The organism is Shimia thalassica, assembly GCF_001458215.1.
In the GTDB taxonomy this organism is placed as follows: Bacteria; Pseudomonadota; Alphaproteobacteria; order Rhodobacterales; family Rhodobacteraceae; genus Shimia; species Shimia thalassica.
This window is the reverse complement of sequence record NZ_CYTW01000001.1, coordinates 1084027-1102739: the sequence shown is the minus strand read 5'-3', so window position 1 is coordinate 1102739 and position 18713 is coordinate 1084027. Positions and strand designations below refer to the sequence as shown.

19 protein-coding genes are annotated in these 18713 nt (G+C 55.8%); 4 read left to right on the top strand and 15 right to left on the bottom strand.

Annotation, left to right across the window (positions count from 1 at the left end; genetic code table 11):
- The first annotated feature begins 8 nt into the window (after window positions 1-8).
- Window positions 9-1550: a Ppx/GppA family phosphatase gene (locus PH7735_RS05065; RefSeq protein WP_058310201.1), complete on the top strand. Its 1542-nt coding sequence runs from the start codon at window positions 9-11 to the stop codon at window positions 1548-1550.
- Between the two features lie 227 nt (window positions 1551-1777).
- On the opposite strand, the gene PH7735_RS05060 is transcribed toward PH7735_RS05065, so the two are convergent.
- The 6 genes from PH7735_RS05060 to PH7735_RS05035 all read right to left on the bottom strand — a co-directional run bounded on the left by PH7735_RS05060 (window position 1778) and on the right by PH7735_RS05035 (window position 7041).
- Entirely contained in the window at window positions 1778-3412 is a 1635-nt protein-coding gene (locus PH7735_RS05060; protein WP_058310200.1) for a BspA family leucine-rich repeat surface protein, read from the bottom strand.
- A gap of 384 nt (window positions 3413-3796) precedes the next feature.
- Window positions 3797-4168, bottom strand: a complete 372-nt coding sequence (locus tag PH7735_RS05055; RefSeq protein ID WP_058311151.1) for a hypothetical protein — start codon at window positions 4166-4168, stop codon at window positions 3797-3799.
- Window positions 4169-4208: 40 nt separating this feature from the next.
- Window positions 4209-5234: an endonuclease/exonuclease/phosphatase family protein gene (locus PH7735_RS05050; protein WP_058310199.1), complete on the bottom strand. Its 1026-nt coding sequence runs from the start codon at window positions 5232-5234 to the stop codon at window positions 4209-4211.
- Window positions 5234-5914 (bottom strand): molecular chaperone DjiA, encoded by a 681-nt coding sequence (locus tag PH7735_RS05045; protein WP_058310198.1) that lies wholly within the window; start codon window positions 5912-5914, stop codon window positions 5234-5236. Before PH7735_RS05045 ends, PH7735_RS05050 begins: the two co-directional genes overlap by 1 nt.
- 42 nt (window positions 5915-5956) lie before the next feature.
- Window positions 5957-6439: a GNAT family N-acetyltransferase gene (locus PH7735_RS05040; protein WP_058310197.1), complete on the bottom strand. Its 483-nt coding sequence runs from the start codon at window positions 6437-6439 to the stop codon at window positions 5957-5959.
- On the bottom strand, window positions 6436-7041 hold the full coding sequence (locus PH7735_RS05035; protein ID WP_058310196.1) for a VOC family protein: 606 nt from the start codon (window positions 7039-7041) through the stop codon (window positions 6436-6438). Before PH7735_RS05035 ends, PH7735_RS05040 begins: the two co-directional genes overlap by 4 nt.
- 81 nt (window positions 7042-7122) lie before the next feature.
- Between PH7735_RS05035 and nhaA the strand changes: the two genes are divergently transcribed.
- Window positions 7123-8316 (top strand): Na+/H+ antiporter NhaA, encoded by a 1194-nt coding sequence (nhaA, locus tag PH7735_RS05030; RefSeq protein ID WP_058310195.1) that lies wholly within the window; start codon window positions 7123-7125, stop codon window positions 8314-8316.
- 87 nt (window positions 8317-8403) lie between these two features.
- Here nhaA and scpA read toward each other — a convergent pair whose 3' ends face one another.
- Window positions 8404-10530, bottom strand: a complete 2127-nt coding sequence (gene scpA / locus PH7735_RS05025; RefSeq protein ID WP_058310194.1) for a methylmalonyl-CoA mutase — start codon at window positions 10528-10530, stop codon at window positions 8404-8406.
- 104 nt (window positions 10531-10634) lie between these two features.
- Here scpA and PH7735_RS05020 point away from each other — a divergent pair, with 104 nt between their 5' ends.
- Window positions 10635-11081: a DUF4174 domain-containing protein gene (locus PH7735_RS05020; RefSeq protein ID WP_058310193.1), complete on the top strand. Its 447-nt coding sequence runs from the start codon at window positions 10635-10637 to the stop codon at window positions 11079-11081.
- Window positions 11082-11156: 75 nt separating this feature from the next.
- On the opposite strand, the gene PH7735_RS05015 is transcribed toward PH7735_RS05020, so the two are convergent.
- From PH7735_RS05015 to PH7735_RS04985, 8 genes are all read right to left on the bottom strand, one after another.
- Window positions 11157-13202, bottom strand: a complete 2046-nt coding sequence (locus tag PH7735_RS05015) for an acetyl-CoA carboxylase biotin carboxylase subunit (RefSeq protein ID WP_058310192.1) — start codon at window positions 13200-13202, stop codon at window positions 11157-11159.
- Entirely contained in the window at window positions 13192-13740 is a 549-nt protein-coding gene (locus PH7735_RS05010; RefSeq protein ID WP_058310191.1) for a hypothetical protein, read from the bottom strand. Before PH7735_RS05010 ends, PH7735_RS05015 begins: the two co-directional genes overlap by 11 nt.
- Before the next feature lie 8 nt (window positions 13741-13748).
- Window positions 13749-14111 (bottom strand): hypothetical protein, encoded by a 363-nt coding sequence (locus PH7735_RS05005; protein ID WP_058310190.1) that lies wholly within the window; start codon window positions 14109-14111, stop codon window positions 13749-13751.
- A 78-nt stretch (window positions 14112-14189) separates the two neighbouring features.
- Complete coding sequence (locus PH7735_RS20795; RefSeq protein ID WP_199534969.1) at window positions 14190-14336, bottom strand: hypothetical protein; 147 nt, start codon at window positions 14334-14336, stop codon at window positions 14190-14192.
- A 205-nt stretch (window positions 14337-14541) separates the two neighbouring features.
- Entirely contained in the window at window positions 14542-14973 is a 432-nt protein-coding gene (locus PH7735_RS05000) for a DUF6497 family protein (RefSeq protein WP_099274414.1), read from the bottom strand.
- On the bottom strand, window positions 14966-15322 hold the full coding sequence (locus tag PH7735_RS04995; RefSeq protein WP_058310188.1) for a hypothetical protein: 357 nt from the start codon (window positions 15320-15322) through the stop codon (window positions 14966-14968). The genes PH7735_RS05000 and PH7735_RS04995 overlap by 8 nt, the downstream gene beginning before the upstream one ends.
- Entirely contained in the window at window positions 15319-15720 is a 402-nt protein-coding gene (locus PH7735_RS04990; RefSeq protein WP_058310187.1) for a cupin domain-containing protein, read from the bottom strand. The genes PH7735_RS04995 and PH7735_RS04990 overlap by 4 nt, the downstream gene beginning before the upstream one ends.
- Window positions 15721-15797: 77 nt before the next feature.
- Window positions 15798-17330 (bottom strand): acyl-CoA carboxylase subunit beta, encoded by a 1533-nt coding sequence (locus PH7735_RS04985; RefSeq protein ID WP_058310186.1) that lies wholly within the window; start codon window positions 17328-17330, stop codon window positions 15798-15800.
- A gap of 168 nt (window positions 17331-17498) precedes the next feature.
- Between PH7735_RS04985 and PH7735_RS04980 the strand changes: the two genes are divergently transcribed.
- On the top strand, window positions 17499-18713 hold the full coding sequence (locus tag PH7735_RS04980; RefSeq protein ID WP_058310185.1) for a multidrug effflux MFS transporter: 1215 nt from the start codon (window positions 17499-17501) through the stop codon (window positions 18711-18713).

Here is an 18713-nt window from a genome sequence, read left to right as displayed (position 1 = left end):
GAAGAGACATGGACGGGAACACTGACCCCGCACAGGACTGGGGGCCGTTTCAACGGCCTCTTTTTGAAGATCCTTCCACACGTGATTTGTCACGTGTTGGCGTTGTGGATGTGGGGTCGAACTCGGTTCGCCTTGTGGTGTTTGATGGCGCCGCACGCAGTCCGGCGTATTTCTACAACGAAAAAATCATGTGCGCTCTGGGGGCCGGTCTTTCCGAGACGGGGCGCCTGAACCCCGAAGGTCGTGCGCGCGCACTGGACGCCATCCGGCGCTTTCAGGAAATCGCCCGCCAGATTTGTCATGCCGAGCTAAGCGCGGTGGCCACTGCTGCCGTGCGCGAAGCCGATGACGGGCCAGATTTCTGCGAAGAGGTTCTGCGCGAAACCGGTTTAAAAATCCACGTGATCGATGGCGCGGAAGAGGCGCGCCTATCGGCACAGGGTGTTTTGTTGGGATGGCCGGGCTCTTACGGTCTTGTCTGCGACATCGGTGGGTCTTCGATGGAACTGGCCGAGATCGACAATGATACCGTGGGAAAACGGGTGACGTCTGCACTGGGGCCGCTCAAGCTTCGTGACATCAAGGGCGGCAAAAAAGGCCGGCGGGCCTATATCAACTCGGTTCTGGACGAGTTGAAGGAAACCATGGGCAGACAGAGAAACCGCCTGTTTCTTGTGGGTGGATCATGGCGTGCCATTGCGCGGATCGACATGGAGCGCCGCGGCTATCCGCTGCACGTTTTGCACGAATATCGCATGACCGCCCGTTCGATCACGGCCACCGCCAAATACATTGCCGACAACGATCTTGAAGAGCTGCGCCAGCGTTGTGGCGTATCCGCCAACCGGATGTCTTTGGTGCCTTATGCGATCGATGTTCTCAAAGGGGTGATCCGCCGCTTTAAACCTCATGATATCGCGGTCAGCTCTTATGGTATCCGCGAAGGGCTTTTGTATGAACAGATGCCCGATGCCCTGCGCAAACGCGATCCTCTGATCGAGGCCGCGCGGTTCGCGGAAAGCAAAGACGCGCGCCTTCCCGGATTTGGGAAATCCCTCTACGGGTTTATCCTGCCTTTGTTTTCCGGCTGGAAAGAAGATCGTCTTCGGCTGGTCAAGGCCGCCTGCCTTTTGCATGACGTGAGTTGGCGTGCGCATCCCGACTATCGCGCCGAAGTCTGCTTTGACAACGCCACACGTGCCAATCTGGGGGGCTTGCGCCATTCAGAACGGGTGTTTCTGGGCCTTGCCCTGTTGCACCGGTATCGCAACAAACGCGAAGGCACGCGGTTTGAAAACCTCTATGATCTGATCGACGACAAAACCCAGCTACAAGCCGAAATCCTTGGCAAGGCCATGCGGTTCGGTGCGATGCTTTGGATGGATAAAAGTGCCGAAATGGGCAAACTGGACTGGCGCCCCAAGAAACGTCATCTCACGCTGACGCTTCCGACCTCGGCAGATGCTTTGTTTGGCGAAGTCTCGCAAGCCCGGCTTCAGTCCCTCGCAGGATCTCTGGACGCCAAAGTCATGGTCAAAATAAAAGGCTAGGCACCGCCACCAAGCCTCTTGCCGGAAGTGTTTTAAAGTAAAACACATCACGCGGCGTAACAGACGTTTTGTTTCTCAACGGCGGCTATGCGGACATTGCGGACCTTTCACCTAACGGCCCAAACCGGACCTTCGCCGTAAAGACCACAAACGGCAGAAAAGCGATAGAAGTAGGCTTTGCAAAGCTTAGAGATCCACCAACTCTCCTCCGAGTTTCGCCGAATAAATCAGGCCAATAGGTCGTAATTCACGCCTGCGATTTGCAAGGTGATTTCGGACTGCCCTGCGCCATCTACAAGCGCCCAGAGTATCTGGCCCGTGGGGCGGTAGATCACGAAAGCTTCTTCTATGTCGTCGTCACCGGATCGCTCACCAGATGCGTTGGCGGTGTGGGTGGTGTTCACTTGGAACTGGCTGGCTGTTGCCATTGCAATGCCGAACTGAAGTACATCGCCTTGGGTTGCGTTGTAATCCTGAACCCAATCAGAGCCATGGTCAGCGATCCCAAGGTGGAAGAACCTATCCGCCCCCTCACCACCATTCATGCGGTCATGACCAAAGCCGCCATTAATGAAATCTGCGCCAGCCCCGCCGAAAAGCAAGTCGCCCAAAGCCTCACCGCCCAGGACATCAACGCCTTCACCACCAATGAGCGTATCCGCACCAAAACCGCCCAGGATGGTGTCATGACCTGCGTCCCCTCGCAGTTCGTCATTACCGTGGCCGCCGTCGACATAATCGTCGCCCCGCCCGGAAAAGATCAAATCTGCCAAGTCTCCCTCAATATCAGTGCCGTTCAACGCGCCGAACAGATTGTCGTCGCCATAACCGCCATTGAGTGTGTCGTTACCCAGCCCACCCTGGATCGTGTCGTGGCCGGTTTCGCCAAAGACTGCATCCGCGTGAGCGCTGCCAATTATGTCGTCGTTACCAGACATTCCTGCGGTGCGTGTACTTCTGGTTTCGGCGGACAGATCGACCACATCAGCCCCTTCGCTCAGAGAGGTCACAGGGGCCACGCGCGTGGCATTGATCGTCCAGCCATATGTCTCGGTCAGGGTCGAATAGGCCTCTACGTTGCTGTAAAAGATGCCTTGCGCGTCGCCAAGAGAAATGTCGGTTGGAATGGCGGTCTCACCTGACTCCAGCCGCGCCCACCCCGCAAGCGTTGCGTCAAAATTGGCGATGCTCATGCCAGAATTTGCAAACATCGAGTTTGCAACCTGCAATGCCGAGATATCCCATCCACCCAAATCCTGATCGAAGGCAAGGGTGTATTGGAACATTGCTCTCATCCCCGTGACGTTACCCGTGTCCCATGCGCCAATGTCCTGGTTGAAGGCATCTGCGCCAATGAACATCTCACTCATGTCCGTAACGCTGCCCGTGTCCCACCCGCCGATATCCTGGTTGAAGGCTTCAGCAAGATAGAACATACCACGCATAACTGTAACGCTGCCCGTATCCCACCCGCCGATATCCTGGTTGAAAGCATCAGTGCGGGCGAACATACTATTCATATGCGTGACGCTGCCCGTGTCCCAACCGCCGATATCCTGGTTGAAGGCTTCAGTGAGATAGAACATCCTGCTCATATCCGTGACGCTGCCCGTATCCCACCCGCCGATATCCTGGTTGAAGGCATCAGTGCGATAGAACATCAAGCTCATATCCGTGACGCTGCCCGTATCCCAATTGCTGATATCATGGTTGAATGTAGGGTTGTATCTGGCAAATCCCTGCAGCGTCGTGACGCTGCTGGTATCCCAATCTCCCAGGTCAGAAGGAATGTTGAAAGAGACACTCTGGTAGCCAGTGGTACCAAAATAGTAGCTCAGGTCAGTTGAAGGGGCTGTGGGCATGGACACTCGAATCTCTAAAACGAAAATAGACATGTAATATGCACCAAAGTATCAAATTCACCCCTGACGGGAAGCAAAAGTTGCCAGTATGGGCTTTTGCAAGCCTGAAAGGCATTCATAAATGCCTGTAAACGATCACTAAATGCAGCTTGGACCAATGTCTGGTATTGGCTGAAAGGTCTACTTTAGTATCGATGACCCAGTGGTAGCTTTGCCTCGCATAGTCGCCCTTGCCGCTATCAGCAGCGAAGGTCCGCTCTCCGCCCCTACCACCAGTTCGTGCTGATTGCAGCATTGGTCAGTTTGAGCTCAAAACAAACATTGCTCAACACACTGGATCTGCAAACCTCTGCAAAGAGGCATGCAATGCATTTTCGTGCAGGATCAAATGTCTGTTTCACCAGCGGCGGGTTCATCAGCCTTGCGACGGATAATGATGTCGCCATTCGGAAGAACTTCTGGAGGGTGATACGCGCTCCAATCGTCGACCTGATCCATCAGATCATTCAGAGCTGGCCCCATTTGCAACGCAAAATCGCGCAATGCGGGCTCTGCCTCGTCCATCCAGCTGCGCAGGCCATCCATTGCCGGCTCCATCTCTTGTTGAAGCCCCTCGAAAAACAAGAGCATGCCCTCTTCCATCAGGCTCAGGCCATCGTCTTCCGTGGTCTCTTCGGCGCGCACAGGCACGGCAAACAGGGCCACGATCAACGCAGCGAAAAGGGCGAATGTCTGTAGGACGGATATGTTCTTCATGTTCTTCATGCCCCCTCATCTAGGAAGGCCTGACCCACATTTAAAGGTCGATATCCAAAGAGACCGGAAAATGATCGGACGCGGTGAGCAAAGCTTCGCGCAATTCAGGGACCGACCAGCAATCCACATCGTCGAACGGATGCCAAATCCGCCAACTATCGGCCTTGGGGCGCAGGTCGGAAGACACCATCACATAGTCAAGAAGCGCCTGCAGGTACCGTTTTTTGGAGGCCAGAAAAAACCGCGAGGTTGTGACCGTGGCCCCCAACCGAGTTTGCAGGGCCCGTCTGGCATGCGGGTCATAAAGACAATTGACGCCGTCCTCGCCCATCACGATTTCCACAGAAGACCGCCCAAACAGGTTTTCGTATTCATCAAGACCGGGACCGTCGTTCAAATCCCCAAGCACGATAACTGAATCACCCGATTCAAGATGTGTTTCTATGCGCTGTCGCAACCAAATTGCCTGAGCCAACTGCTTGCGGCGGTTGGCAATCGACAGGCGCATGACTTCGTCTCGGTTGCGGGCCCCGTGCGGTGCCTTTGATTTCAGGTGTACCCCGATCAACCGCAGCTTCTTGCCATCAGATGTCGTCACCGAAAGCTCTAGCGGAGGTTTTGAAAACCGCACCATGTCTTCGGTCGCGTCCACGTCCAGATCTATCCGGAACACACCGTCAAAGCGCGGAGAGTCCCCCGCCCCCTTTTTGCCGGTTTCGTGTCCAAGCGGATCATGCTCGACGGTCATCACATCAGGGTCGTAAAGGAACGCAATTTCCTGCTGCGTGTCATTGGCAAAACCGATGACCGCTTTTCGCGTGCGCAACCGAAATGCAGCGGCAAACGCCTCGAGCGCCTTGACGGTAGAGCGTTTCTTGTTTTGATCCGGCGCCTCGATCACCATGATCGCATCCGCATCGAGAGACGTGAAAACGATGCCCAAGGCCTCGATCTGTTGGGCGCGGGTCACATCCTGCCGGCCGGACCATCCGTCATCCATCAATAGATGATCTTGCTCGTCAAACAGGTTTGTAAACCACTCCACGTTATACGTGGCGATGCGCATCAGGCGGCGGCCTCGTTGATTTCATCCCACGCCTGATTGATGTCGATCAGCCGTTTTTCGGCAAGACGGATGGCTTCCTCGGGCACGCCCCGTGCCATCATGCTGTCGGGGTGGGTTTCGCGCACCAGACGGCGCCAGACCTTGCGGATTTCAGCGATGGACATGTCCGGTGTGACCCCCAGAATAGTATAGGGATCATGCTCTGCCTCGGGCACAAATCGAGACCGCAGCGCTTTAAACTCAATATCTGTCATGCCGAAGATTTCGGCCACACGCGCAAGGAAAACGTCTTCGTTTTCGTGATACTCTCCATCGGCCAGTGCGATGTGGAACAGACCTTCCATCAAATCACAAAAGCTGATGTGGTCCTGTTGAAACAGACCTTTGATGCGCCACGCATATTCTTCAAATCCGGCAACGTCCTGTCGGGCAAGGTTAAAGACACGCGCGGCGCCTTCTTCGTCAGCGCGCGCAATCTGAAAGACTTCGCGAAATGCCGTGACCTCGTCACGAGTCACAAGACCATCGGCCTTGGCCATTTTCGCACCCAAAGCAACCACCGCGATGGCAAAGGCCACGGAACGCTCGGGTGGCGTGCGCAGTTTATCGAAAACGGTTGCAAGGCTCTCGCCACTGGCGAGTGCGGAAACAGCATCACTTATACGGGTCCAGATCGACATGAAGGTATCCTATCGCGCAACCGCAGCAATGTCAGTGCTGCATCACAGAATTTTCTGCATCAGGATCAAATCCATCCACCGCCCGAATTTTCGCCCGACTTCGGGCACCCGTGCCACGTGAACAAAACCCAACGCACCATGAAAGGCGACCCCGGCTTCGTTCTCACCCGCGATTCCGGCAATCAAGCTGTGCACATTCTTTTTGCGGGCAACGTCTTCTATACGCTCCATCAGCAGGCGCCCCACGCCTTTGCCACGGGCCACCCCAGCAAGATGGATGGTGTGTTCCATGCTATGAGCATATCCAACCCCGCCGCGAAACTGGCCATAGGTGACAAATCCAAGAAGCCTGTCCTCTTCAAAGGCGACCAGAAAGGTATCTCCTGCCGCCTCGATCAGGTCTTCGACTTCCGCACGAGATTTCTCGATGGAATTGAAGGTGCTGACGCCTTCGCGAATTTCCCGGTTCCAGATATCGGACACCGCCACAGCATCGTCGCGACTGCCCGGGCGTACGGTGATCATGACAATTCCCTGCGCCCGTGCGGGGTATCAAAAGTCGCGCGCATGTCAGGATCACCCGAAGCAAAGACAACGCGATCGTCTTTTAGGGGCACGACCTTTTCGAGCCAACGGGCCTCCGGATGCGAAATCTCCAGACGGGTCAGACTGCATCCCGAGGCCGCGAGAGTTTCTCCGGGGGGTGTCGGCACCTGCCATTCGATGATTGCTGGAAAGGCCCCGTCGCAGGGCAGGATACCACTGGCGGGCACGGCCATCTGCCAACGCAAATCCCCGCGCTTCAGGGAAACAGGTGTCCCTGCCCCGTCGGGAAGGTCCGCAAGTGCGGCAATCATGTCGGGCACGCGGCAAATCCAGTTCGAAATACGCGGCTGACCATGGAATCGATCCAGATCGAACCACCGCGGATACGACAGCGCGGGCACACTCGGGTTGATCGCGATGGCCTCAAGGTACAATCCATCCGCCAAACCGATCAATTGATTATGCGTGCCAAAGTGGTCATGCACCCCTCCGGGGGCCATTTTGACCCCAAGTGCGTCCTCAACATGTGACACTGCGGCCTGAAGTGTCTCGCCAGCCACAGCAAGGTGATCAAATTGCATACAAATCCCCAATTATTGGTATTGTCAGTCAGAGCAAGAACCCCATCTTGCATATGATGACCTTAGTTTACAGGAATTGAAATGCTCAGCGCCGCCATAGATCGATTTTTCAAACACGAAGCAGCGGGGGGCATCATGTTGATGCTGGCCGCGGCGTTGGCCATGATTGTCGCCAACTCTCCCATGTCTTCGACCTACAATTTCATCCTCGACACGATGGGTGCCATTACCATGAATGGCAAAGGCATCGAAAAGCCAATGGTGCTTTGGATCAACGACGGTCTGATGGCCGTGTTTTTCTTCCTGATCGGTCTCGAATTGAAGCGCGAGTTTCTTGAGGGCAAGCTAAAGAACCCGCGCGATGTCATCTTGCCCGGTGCAGCGGCCATTGGCGGCATGGCAGTGCCGGCCATGATCTTTGCCTATCTCAACTGGGACAGCCCAGAAACCCTGTCTGGCTGGGCTATTCCCGCAGCGACGGATATCGCTTTTGCGCTGGGTATCCTTGCCCTTGTTGGCACGCGGGCCCCTGCTTCGCTCAAGGTCTTCCTGCTGACGCTGGCCATTCTGGATGACATCGGTGCCATCATCATCATCGCCCTGTTCTATACGGCAGACCTGAAGGTTAACTTTCTGGTCATGGCGATTGTTCCGCTGATTATCTTGTTCCTTATGAATCGCGCACGCATCCACCGCACGGCGCCGTTTGTGCTTGTCGGTATTGTGCTTTGGGTGCTGGTGTTGAAGTCCGGCGTTCATGCCACACTTGCGGGCGTTGTTCTGGCGTTCTTCATTCCCTTGTATGACCGTTGGGGCAAATCGCCCTTGCACCGGATCGAACACGGGCTTGAACCTTACGTTTACTTCTTCATCGTGCCGGTCTTTGCTTTTGCAAACGCGGGGGTTGTTCTGGGGGATATTTCTCTCGAAGCGCTAAGCCAGCCTTTGCCGCTTGGTATTATGCTTGGCCTGATCCTCGGCAAACAGATCGGTGTGTTTGGCCTGACTTGGATCATGGTGAAAGTGGGCGCAGCCCGTTTGCCGCATGGCGCCAACTGGATGCACATTTATGGCGTCGCCTGTCTTGCCGGGATCGGGTTTACGATGTCGCTCTTTATCGGCGGTCTGAGCTTTGCCAGCCCTGAGCTGATGAATCAGGTACGTCTGGGTGTGCTGGGCGGATCTGCGGTGTCCGGCATCCTTGGGTATGTTTTGCTGCGCATGGCGGGCAATGCCCAAGAGGAAGAAGACGAAAAAGCCGAAGCCGCGGCATAAGAAAACGCGGCCCCTTTCAGGGCCGCGTTTCCATCAAAGCGATGATACAACGATCACGCGCCGGAGGTTTCCTCCGGCGCTTTTGTTTTAGGAGCGTGTTTCGCGGATAATATTCAGGATATCCTGCGCCGCCTCGGGAATGTTTGTCCCGGGTCCAAAAATCGCCTTAACGCCTGCGTTTTTCAGGAAGTCGTAATCCTGCTGCGGGATCACACCGCCACAGATCACGATGATGTCTTCGGCATCTTTGTTCTTCAACGCTTCGATCAGCTGAGGCGCCAATGTCTTGTGGCCGGCAGCTTGTGACGAGATGCCTACAACGTGTACGTCGTTGTCAACGGCATCCTGCGCGGCCTCGTCCGGTGTCTGGAACAAAGGACCCACATCCACGTCAAAGCCGATATCGGCAAAGGCTGTTGCGATTACTTTGGCGCCACGGTCATGACCGTCCTGCCCCATTTTCACAACCAGCATCCGGGGACGACGCCCTTCGGCTTCGGCAAAGTCTTCAACCGACTTCTGGATCGCGGCAAAGCCTTCGTCACCTTCGTAAGCAGCGCCATAGACACCTGCCAGCGTTTTAACTTCGGCGCGGTGACGTCCGAATTCTTCTTCCATTGCCATGCTGATTTCTCCAACAGATGCACGGGCACGGGCAGCTTCAACAGCGGCGGCCAACAGGTTGCCACCTTCTTTGGCCACACGGGTCAATTCTGCCAATGCCGCATCGCAAGCTGCGCTGTCACGTTCTGCGCGGATCTTCTCGAGACGTGCAATCTGGCTTTCGCGCACGGCAACGTTGTCCACATCCAGAATGTCGATGACGTCTTCTTTTTCCTTGCGGTACTTGTTGACGCCAACGATGACTTCGTCGCCTTTGTCGATCATCGCCTGACGGGTTGCGGCACTTTCTTCGATGCGCAGTTTAGGCATCCCCGAGGCAACCGCCTTGGTCATGCCGCCCATTTCCTCGACCTCTTCCATCAAAGCCCATGCTTTTTCGATGAGGTCATTGGTCAGGCTTTCGACATAGTAAGAGCCAGCCAATGGATCGACCACGTTGGTCACGCCGGTTTCTTCCTGCAGAACCAACTGTGTGTTTCGCGCGATACGGGCCGAGAAGTCGGTCGGCAGGGCAATCGCTTCGTCCAATGCGTTGGTGTGCAGCGATTGTGTCCCGCCCAGAACAGCCGACATGGCTTCGTATGCTGTACGGATCACGTTGTTATAGGGGTCTTGTTCCTGCAGCGAGACACCCGATGTCTGACAGTGGGTGCGCAGCATTTTCGAACGCTCGTTCTGGGCGCCGAATTCTGTCATCACGCGGTGCCAGAGCGTACGTGCGGCACGCAGCTTGGAGGCTTCCATGAAGAAGTTCATGCCAATCGCAAAGAAGAACGACAGACGGCCAGCAAACTTGTCCACGTCCATGCCTGCATTCATAGCAGCACGCACGTATTCACGACCATCGGCCAGCGTGTAGGCCAGTTCCTGCACGAGGTTCGCGCCTGCCTCTTGCATGTGATAGCCGGAAATCGAGATCGAGTTGAATTTCGGCATCTCGTTCGATGTGTATTCGATGATGTCCGAGATGATCTTCATCGAAGGCTCGGGCGGATAGATATAGGTGTTACGCACCATGAACTCTTTCAGAATGTCGTTCTGAATGGTTCCGGCCAACACCGATTTGTCATGCCCCTGCTCTTCACCGGCAACGATAAAGCTGGCGAGGATCGGCACAACGGCGCCGTTCATGGTCATCGACACAGACACCTTGTCCAGCGGAATACCATCGAACAGGATTTTCATGTCCTCGACGCTGTCGATGGCGACACCGGCCTTGCCGACATCGCCGACGACGCGCGGGTGATCCGAGTCATATCCGCGGTGAGTGGCAAGGTCGAAGGCCACCGACACACCCTGCTGACCCGCAGCGAGGTTGCGACGGTAAAAGGCGTTGGATTCTTCGGCGGTCGAGAAACCTGCGTACTGACGAATGGTCCAAGGGCGGCCTGCATACATGGTCGCTTTGACGCCACGGGTGAACGGGCCAAATCCCGGCATCGTGTTCATGTGGTCAAGACCATCAGTGTCTTCAGCGGTATAAAGCGGTTTGACCGGAATGCCTTCGAGCGTGTTCCAGGTCAGATCCTCTAGCGGGCGGCCACGGAGTTCTTTTTCCGCAAGTTCCGACCAGTCCTCTTTCTTGGTCATATCGTTGTCCTCTTATCGTGATCTGTCCTGAAGGGGAAAGATCCGGTTTTTCCTATGAATTGTGCGGTGCAGCCCTATATTGAGCTGTAACAGGAGTGACCCCGATGCACCGTCTAGTGTTTGTTTTGATTGCTTTTCTCGGAAGCGGCGCCATGGCAACCGATGCCAAAGCGCCCGAGGATGCTTTGTTCATTGATGGCACGACAGTCACATTGGACCAGTTCCATTGGCTTAAACGTCCAATTGTCGTTTTTGCCGACAGTTCCGATGACCCGCGTTTCCAACAGCAGTTGGCTTTGCTCGAAGCAGAGCCCGACATGCTCAGGGACCGGGATGTCGTGGTTCTCACGGACACGGACCCCTCTGGCCAAAGCGCGTTGCGCGAAAAGCTGCGCCCGCGCGGGTTCATGATGGTGTTGGTGGGCAAAGACGGCATCGTGTATTTGCGCAAACCCGCGCCTTGGAACGTGCGTGAAATCACGCGTTCCATCGACAAGATGCCCCTGCGACAGCAAGAAGAACGCGACCGCCGGTCTGATCCGATCCGGTAGGATACGCGCACCCCTTCGGTCCGAGGGCAAAGCCCTTTTGGATCCGAAGACATATGGGTGCGCGCAGTCATTGGCTTATTCGAATTCCATGATCACGTCGTCCACGGCAAGGCTATCGCCCGCTGCGGCATTGATCTTGGTCACAACTGTTGTTTTCTCGGCGCGCAAAATGTTCTCCATTTTCATCGCCTCGACACTGCACAGCGCCTGACCTTCTTGAACTGTGTCGCCTACTTCGACGTCTACCTTGACGATCAAACCGGGCATTGGGCACAGCAAAAGCTTCGATGTATCAGGGGCAACTTTTTCCGGCATCAGTTTTGCCAGCTCGGCCTGACGCGGGGTGCGCACATGCACGTTGAGATCTGCGCCACGGCTGCGGATGCGGAACCCGCCCGAGATCTTGCCGACCTTCAAAACAAGAGTTTCCTTGTCCACAGAAATAGTGGCCAGCTTGTCACCCGGGGTCCAGTCGGAAGCGATGCGCACTTTCGTGCCATCTGCGAATTTGACTGTTGATCCCTTCTTGTCGGCTTTGACCTTCATTTCAAAGTCGACGCCCTGAAGCGACACAACCCATTTGCTTCCGACGCGGCGTTCGTGGTTGTCCATGCGACCCGAAACACGGGTACGACGGATTTCCGCGACGCGGTGCATTGCGGCGGCAGAGGCTGCGATCTTGCGCAGTGTTGCCTCGGGCAGTTCAACACCTTCAAAGCCTTCTGGATACTGTTCTTCGATAAAGGCAGTGGTCATATCGCCCGAGATAAAGATCGGATGATCCATCACGGCCGCAAGGAAAGGCAGGTTGTGGCCGATGCCTTCTACTTCGAAACCGTCCAGCGCATTGCGCATTGCTTCGATGGCTTCATCACGGGTCGGTGCCCATGTGCAAAGCTTGGCAATCATCGGATCGTAATACATCGAGATTTCGCCGCCTTCATAGACGCCGGTATCATTGCGGACGGCCATTGCACCTGCGGGCGCATCACCTTGCCACTTGTCGTTTTCCAACAGAGGACCGGCAGCGGTTTCCATTGGCGGACGATAGCGTGTCAAACGGCCGATCGAAGGCAGGAAGTTACGATATGGATCTTCGGCATAGAGACGGTTTTCAATCGCCCAGCCGTTCAACTTGATGTCGTCTTGCGAGATCGAAAGCGGCTCGCCATTGGCAACGCGGATCATCTGCTCAACAAGGTCAACGCCCGTGATCAACTCGGTTACAGGGTGTTCCACCTGCAAACGCGTGTTCATCTCGAGGAAATAGAAATTGCGATCGCCATCGACGATGAACTCCACGGTGCCTGCACTCGAGTAATCCACCGCTTTGGCAAGGGCTACAGCCTGTTCACCCATCGCTTTGCGTGTCGCTTCATCAAGGAAGGGCGACGGGGCTTCTTCAACAACCTTTTGCTGGCGACGCTGGATCGAACATTCGCGCTCGCCCAGATAAATGCCGTTGCCGTGGCTGTCGCACAGAACCTGAATTTCAATGTGGCGCGGCTGGGTCACGAATTTCTCGATGAAGATACGGTCATCACCAAACGAGCTTGCTGCTTCGTTTTTGGAAGACTGGAACCCTTCGCGGGCTTCTTCGTCATTCCACGCAATCCGCATCCCTTTACCACCGCCACCGGCAGAGGCTTTCAGCATCACGGGGTATCCGACTTCGTTCGAAATCTTCACGGCTTCGTCTGCGTCTTCGATCAGACCCATGTATCCCGGAACAGTCGAAACGCCTGCTTCTTTTGCGATCTTCTTGGACGTGATTTTGTCGCCCATTTTCTCGATTGCGCCTACTGGTGGGCCAACAAACGCAACGCCTTCAGCGGCCAAAGCCTCGGCAAATTTCGAGTTTTCGGACAAGAAACCATATCCGGGGTGCACGGCTTGTGCGCCGGTCTTACGGATCGCGTCCATCACCTTGTCGATGACGATATAAGACTGGTTCGCAGGGGGCGGTCCAATGTGCACAGCTTCGTCTGCCATTTGCACATGCAGCGCCTGTTTGTCGGCATCTGAATAGATAGCGACAGTTTTGATACCCATTTTACGGGCCGTCTTGATCACACGGCAGGCAATCTCGCCACGGTTGGCAATCAGGATCTTATCGAACATTGGATGTCCCTTCTGGTTCTTGGCCCGCGGTGCCCCGCGTGGCTGTGGATACGAAAAGCGCCGCAGACGCCGTGGGGGCGCGGCGAGCACTTGTTTGACTGAGCGGGCCCAACAGGGCGTCCGCTGCAATTGGGGGGGTGGCGGGTCGGGCAGCACCTGTTCTGTAGGTCACAAAACAAGGCGGCACCGAGCGGGCCAGTTTGAAATCGTCCGGGGACGGCACGGCGCAGGTGCCACGCGGCACAGGACCAAAGGCCGTCCGCGCTGATTTCAATGTATCCGGAGAACCACAGGTCCGATCCTCTTGGGACGGGCCATCAGCCAAGGGCTGTGGGGCATCTGTGGAAAAAAGGGATGATCCGGTGAAAGCACCGGACCATCCATAAAGGGAAGGGTAACGGAAAATGGTGTTACTGAAGAGGGACCTGGTAAGCCCAACCTCCATACCCAAAGTATTCAGTCTGGACGCCGCATCGGCAACAGACATGTCTTGCTGGATCGACATCTGAGCCGCTTCTTGCGCATATGTAGAATCCATCGGCAAGATCACGCCCAGTCCCCCTCGTCTTCGAAGGCATCCGGAAAGGACGCGCGCGCGACATCAACATCGATGACGAGCAGGGCTTCATAGCTTGAGGGATCAAACGGATCTTCAGCTGCAACAACTTCTCTTTCGAACAACCAGCTCAGACGACCGGCATCAAGATTGCCGCGCTCAAACGGTTGATCGCCAAAGTTTTCCCAAAGGGCTTTCATAAAGCCGGCATCCGCACGGCGGTCGGCCGGTCTGCGGTCGCGAAAACGTTCGCGTCGTGTGATCGGCGTTACCCCCTTGGGGTTTGCGCGTCGAATGATGAATTGGAAATCTGTGCCGGTCAGCCGTCCGGGGAAACCGCGATGTTTCAGCATGCCACGTCCTCCATGTGTTGAAGGGAGCGATGCGAAAAGGGGACGGGCCGCGAAGCCCGTCCAGCCCAAAGGGCAGAATTATTTGTATTTGCCGGTGTAGACCGGTTCTTGCGAGATCGGTGCGGGCTCGACCACGACGTATTCTTCAACGGGTGCTGTGTCTGCGCAGGCTGCAACGAATGCAACCAGACCAAGGGCCAGCAAAGCTTTGACGCTGTGCGACATGTCTTTCTCCAGTTCTTGTAAACAGGGGTAGTTTCCCCTGCCTGCCTCATGAGTTTATGCATAGCAGCCCAAAGGCCGCCACGGCCAAAGATACTAGATTCAGACGTAAAAATATACACATAGCGGCCCAAGCTCATGTGCTGTGGCAACAAAGCCGCATTTCGTGGCTGTTCATTCCAACCATGCGCAAGATATTGTGGTATCATCAGAAACCCTCCCAGATACAGGCGTCGTTTTCGATGCTGTAAGCCTCGAAATACTGGGTGGCAACGGATGAAATGACACCAAATTCGGTTTCCCGGTCCGCCAGAGAGATGATGACCTGATCTACATCTTCCTCTGCATTGCGCAAAGCAGGCACCGCATGAGAGGCGCACAGGACATCAAAATCACCGGCAACCGAGTCAAAGGTGATGCCCTCTTGCCCGATGATCGGCATCACAAACCGGAAGCGCGCCACACGGCTGCTGTCCTGTCGCGTTTCGAAAATCAGTTCCTGAAGATGTACTTTGAAGCCAGAGGGCACGACCGGGAACTCCTCCAAATCCCCGGCCATGGCCGCGCCCGATTGGGCCCCTCCTATCGCGGCGAAAGTCGTAAACACGCCAGCATACATCTTAGCGGCGATCCTACCCATGACGGACCTCGCGATGCGCGGACTGTGCGCTCCAGCGAGTGCGTAGGTCTGGATCAGCCAACAAGGTGGCGAGCTTTTCCTCAATGCTTGCACGTGGAAAGGGGCCGTCAATGCTGCCACCCGCAGTCACCTGCAATGCGCCGTTAACATCCTTTACCTCAACCACAGGAGAAAAACCACGGAGATTTTGCAACCGTCGCCACATGTCCTGACGGATCTGCTGCGCCAGCCGCAAACGACCGCCAGAAGGCATCACAGTGCACGCTGACACATCAAACCGCGCAGGCAGACGACGCGCCACGGTAACCGTGTCGTCCTTGCGCTGAATATGCCAACCTTTGCGTGTCACTCGGGGGCGTCCTCGTTCGTGGTTTCAAATTCTGCGGGGCTGACGATTTCGATCAGCTCCATGTCGTCGGAATGACGCACCTCACGGTGCTTGATGCCGGGGGGCTGCAGTACGCACGAACCTTCGCGCAGCATGTGTTCGCCCTGCCCTTCGTATTCAAACACGACCCAGCCTCTGGTCACGTAAACCATTTGGAAATCCAGCGTGTGACTGTGCCACGAAGCCGGGCTTTCCATGCCGGGAACCGCGCGGATGACATGCGCCCCGAACTGACCCTTGGTGGCTTCCTTGATCCCCAGCTGACGGTATTCGAAAAACGGACGCAGTCCGGCACCCTCGAATTTCCCCTCATCCGCATGCGCGATCGTAAATGCCTGATTTTTCCAAAGTCGGGTCATGTCATCTCCGTGCGGCGGGACGATGCCCGCCCTACCCGATCAGGCGAAGAGAACCTCTCCGCCCGATCGATTCAGCCTTACAACGGGATGTTGTCGTGCTTCTTCCACGGGTTCTCGAGCTTTTTGTTGCGCAGGGACGCAAACGCACGAGAGACGCGGCGACGTGTCGATTTCGGCTGGATCACCTCGTCGATAAAGCCACGCTCGGCAGCCACAAACGGGTTGGCGAACCGGCTTTCGTAATCGGCGGTGTGAGCCGCGATCTTTTCTGCATCCCCCAGATCGGCACGGTGGATAATCTCGGTTGCGCCTTTGGCACCCATCACAGCGATTTCCGCGGTTGGCCAGGCATAGTTAAAGTCACCGCGCAGGTGCTTGGACGCCATAACGTCATAGGCCCCACCATAGGCTTTGCGTGTAATCACGGTCACCTTCGGAACGGTCGCTTCGCCATAAGCAAACAACAGCTTTGCACCATGTTTGATAACACCGCCATATTCCTGCGAGGTACCTGGCAAGAAGCCCGGAACGTCCACAAGTGTCAGGATTGGAATTTCAAAACAGTCACAGAAGCGCACAAACCGCGCGGCCTTGCGTGACGAATCGATATCCAGACATCCGGCCAGAACCATCGGCTGGTTTGCAACGACACCCACGGTTTGACCCTCAAGGCGAATGAAGCCCGTGATGATGTTCTTGGCGTAATCTTCCTGAATTTCGTAAAAGTCACCTTCGTCCGCAACTTTGGCGATCAGTTCCTTCATGTCGTAAGGCGTGTTCGGGTTCTCGGGAACAAGCGTATCCAGCGATGTTTCGATCCGGCCCGGCTCGTCAAAGAAGGGACGCACAGGTGGTTTTTCGCGGTTGTTCAGCGGCAGGAAGTCGACCAGACGGCGCACCTCGGCCAGAGCTTCGACATCGTTTTCGAACGCGCCATCGGCAACTGACGATTTCTTGGTGTGTGTCGACGCACCGCCAAGTTCTTCTGCGGTCACAACTTCGTTTGTGACGGTCTTGACCACATCGGGGCCCGTTACGAACATGTAAGAGGTGTCTTTGACCATAAAAATAAAGTCGGTCATGGCTGGCGAATACACGGCACCACCGGCGCATGGGCCCATGATAACCGAAATCTGGGGAACAACGCCCGAGGCCATAATGTTGCGCTGGAACACCTCGGCATAGCCTGCCAGTGAATCAACACCTTCCTGAATACGCGCACCGCCCGAGTCATTCAGACCGATGATGGGCGCCCCATTCTGAACAGCCATGTCCTGAATTTTGCAGATCTTTTCCGCGTGGGTTTCCGAAAGGGAGCCACCAAACACGGTAAAGTCTTGCGAAAAGACATAGACGAGACGGCCATTGATCGTGCCCCAGCCGGTGATCACACCGTCGCCTGCGGGCTTTTCGGCTTCCATGCCAAAATCCGTACAGCGGTGCGATTTGAACATATCGAACTCTTCAAACGAGTCCTCGTCCAACAGCAGCTCGATACGTTCACGTGCCGTCAGCTTGCCTTTTGCGTGCTGGCTGTCGATACGACGCTGACCGCCACCCAGCCGTGCTACTTCGCGGCGCTCTTCCAGTTCCTGGAGGATGTCTTTCATGATAAGTCCCCTTAAATTTAGGCGGACAATAGGACCTGAGCGGTGCCGGATAAAGTAAAAATCGGCAAATTTGCAAATAGTGGAAAACCATCAGGCAGAATATTGCAAATTAGCTAATTCACATAACAGGTACTTTCCTTCACCCTGCGCCGGTCATAGGTTCTGCTCATGCGCGATTTACCCAGTGGTCGTTTTTTACACCGACACTCGCCCCCTCATGTTTTGACACTTACCCTGCTCGCAGGCGTCTCTGCGTTGAGCATGAACATTTTCCTGCCGTCACTGCCTCGGATGACCGAGCATTTCCAGACAGATTATCACATCATGCAACTGTCTGTTGCGGTCTATCTGGCTGTAAATGCCGCGATGCAAATCTTTGTTGGGCCTATTTCTGACAAGATCGGCAGACGTCCCGTAATCCTGTGGGGGATTTCACTGTTTTTGCTGGCCACGCTGGGCTGTATCTTCGCGCCGAGCGCGGAACTGTTCTTGATGTTCCGCATGATGCAGGCCGTCATCGTCGTGGCGATGGTTCTCAGTCGCGCCGTCATTCGGGACATGGTGCCTCAGGACCAGGCCGCCTCGATGATCGGATATGTCACGATGGGCATGACGGTGGTGCCCATGATCGGCCCTGCAATAGGGGGCTTTCTGGACGAAAGCTTCGGTTGGCAGGCCAACTTCTGGCTGCTTTTTGGAGTTGGTGCCTTTATCCTCTTTCTGGCCTGGGCCGATCTCGGGGAAACCGGCACTCAAAGCGGCCTTACGCTCGGGCAGCAATTTCGCGAATATCCCGAGCTTCTGACCAGCCCGCGTTTTTGGGGATACTCACTGGCTTCGGGCCTTTCGTCCGGCGCATTCTTTGCCTACCTCGGCGGGGCCCCCTTTGTTGCGACGGTGTTGTTCGATATGCCCCCCTCACAAATGGGCCTCTATTTTGGTGCGCCCGCCGTCGGATACTTTGTCGGGAACTTTCTGTCGGGTCGCTATTCAAGCCGGTTTGGAGTGAACCAAATGGTCAACTGGGGCTGCCTTGTGAATGCCTTTGGTGTCGGGCTGTCCCTCATTCTGTTTCTTCTGGGCGCGGGCAGCGCCGAGGTTTTCTTTGGCCTGATGACCTTTGTCGGCATTGGCAACGGGATGAGCATTCCAAACGCAACCGCGGGCGCCCTGTCTGTGCGCCCTCATCTGGCCGGAACCGCTTCGGGTCTGTCCGGCGCGATCATGATCGGCGGTGGCGCTGGATTGTCTGCGCTTGCAGGGGCCATGCTGACCCCAGAGGGCGGAGCCTATCCCCTGTTGTGGATCATGCTTATCACGTCCCTGTCTGCAGTGGCGGCCATTCAATACGTCATGATGCGTGAACGCCAACTGGGCCTGTGA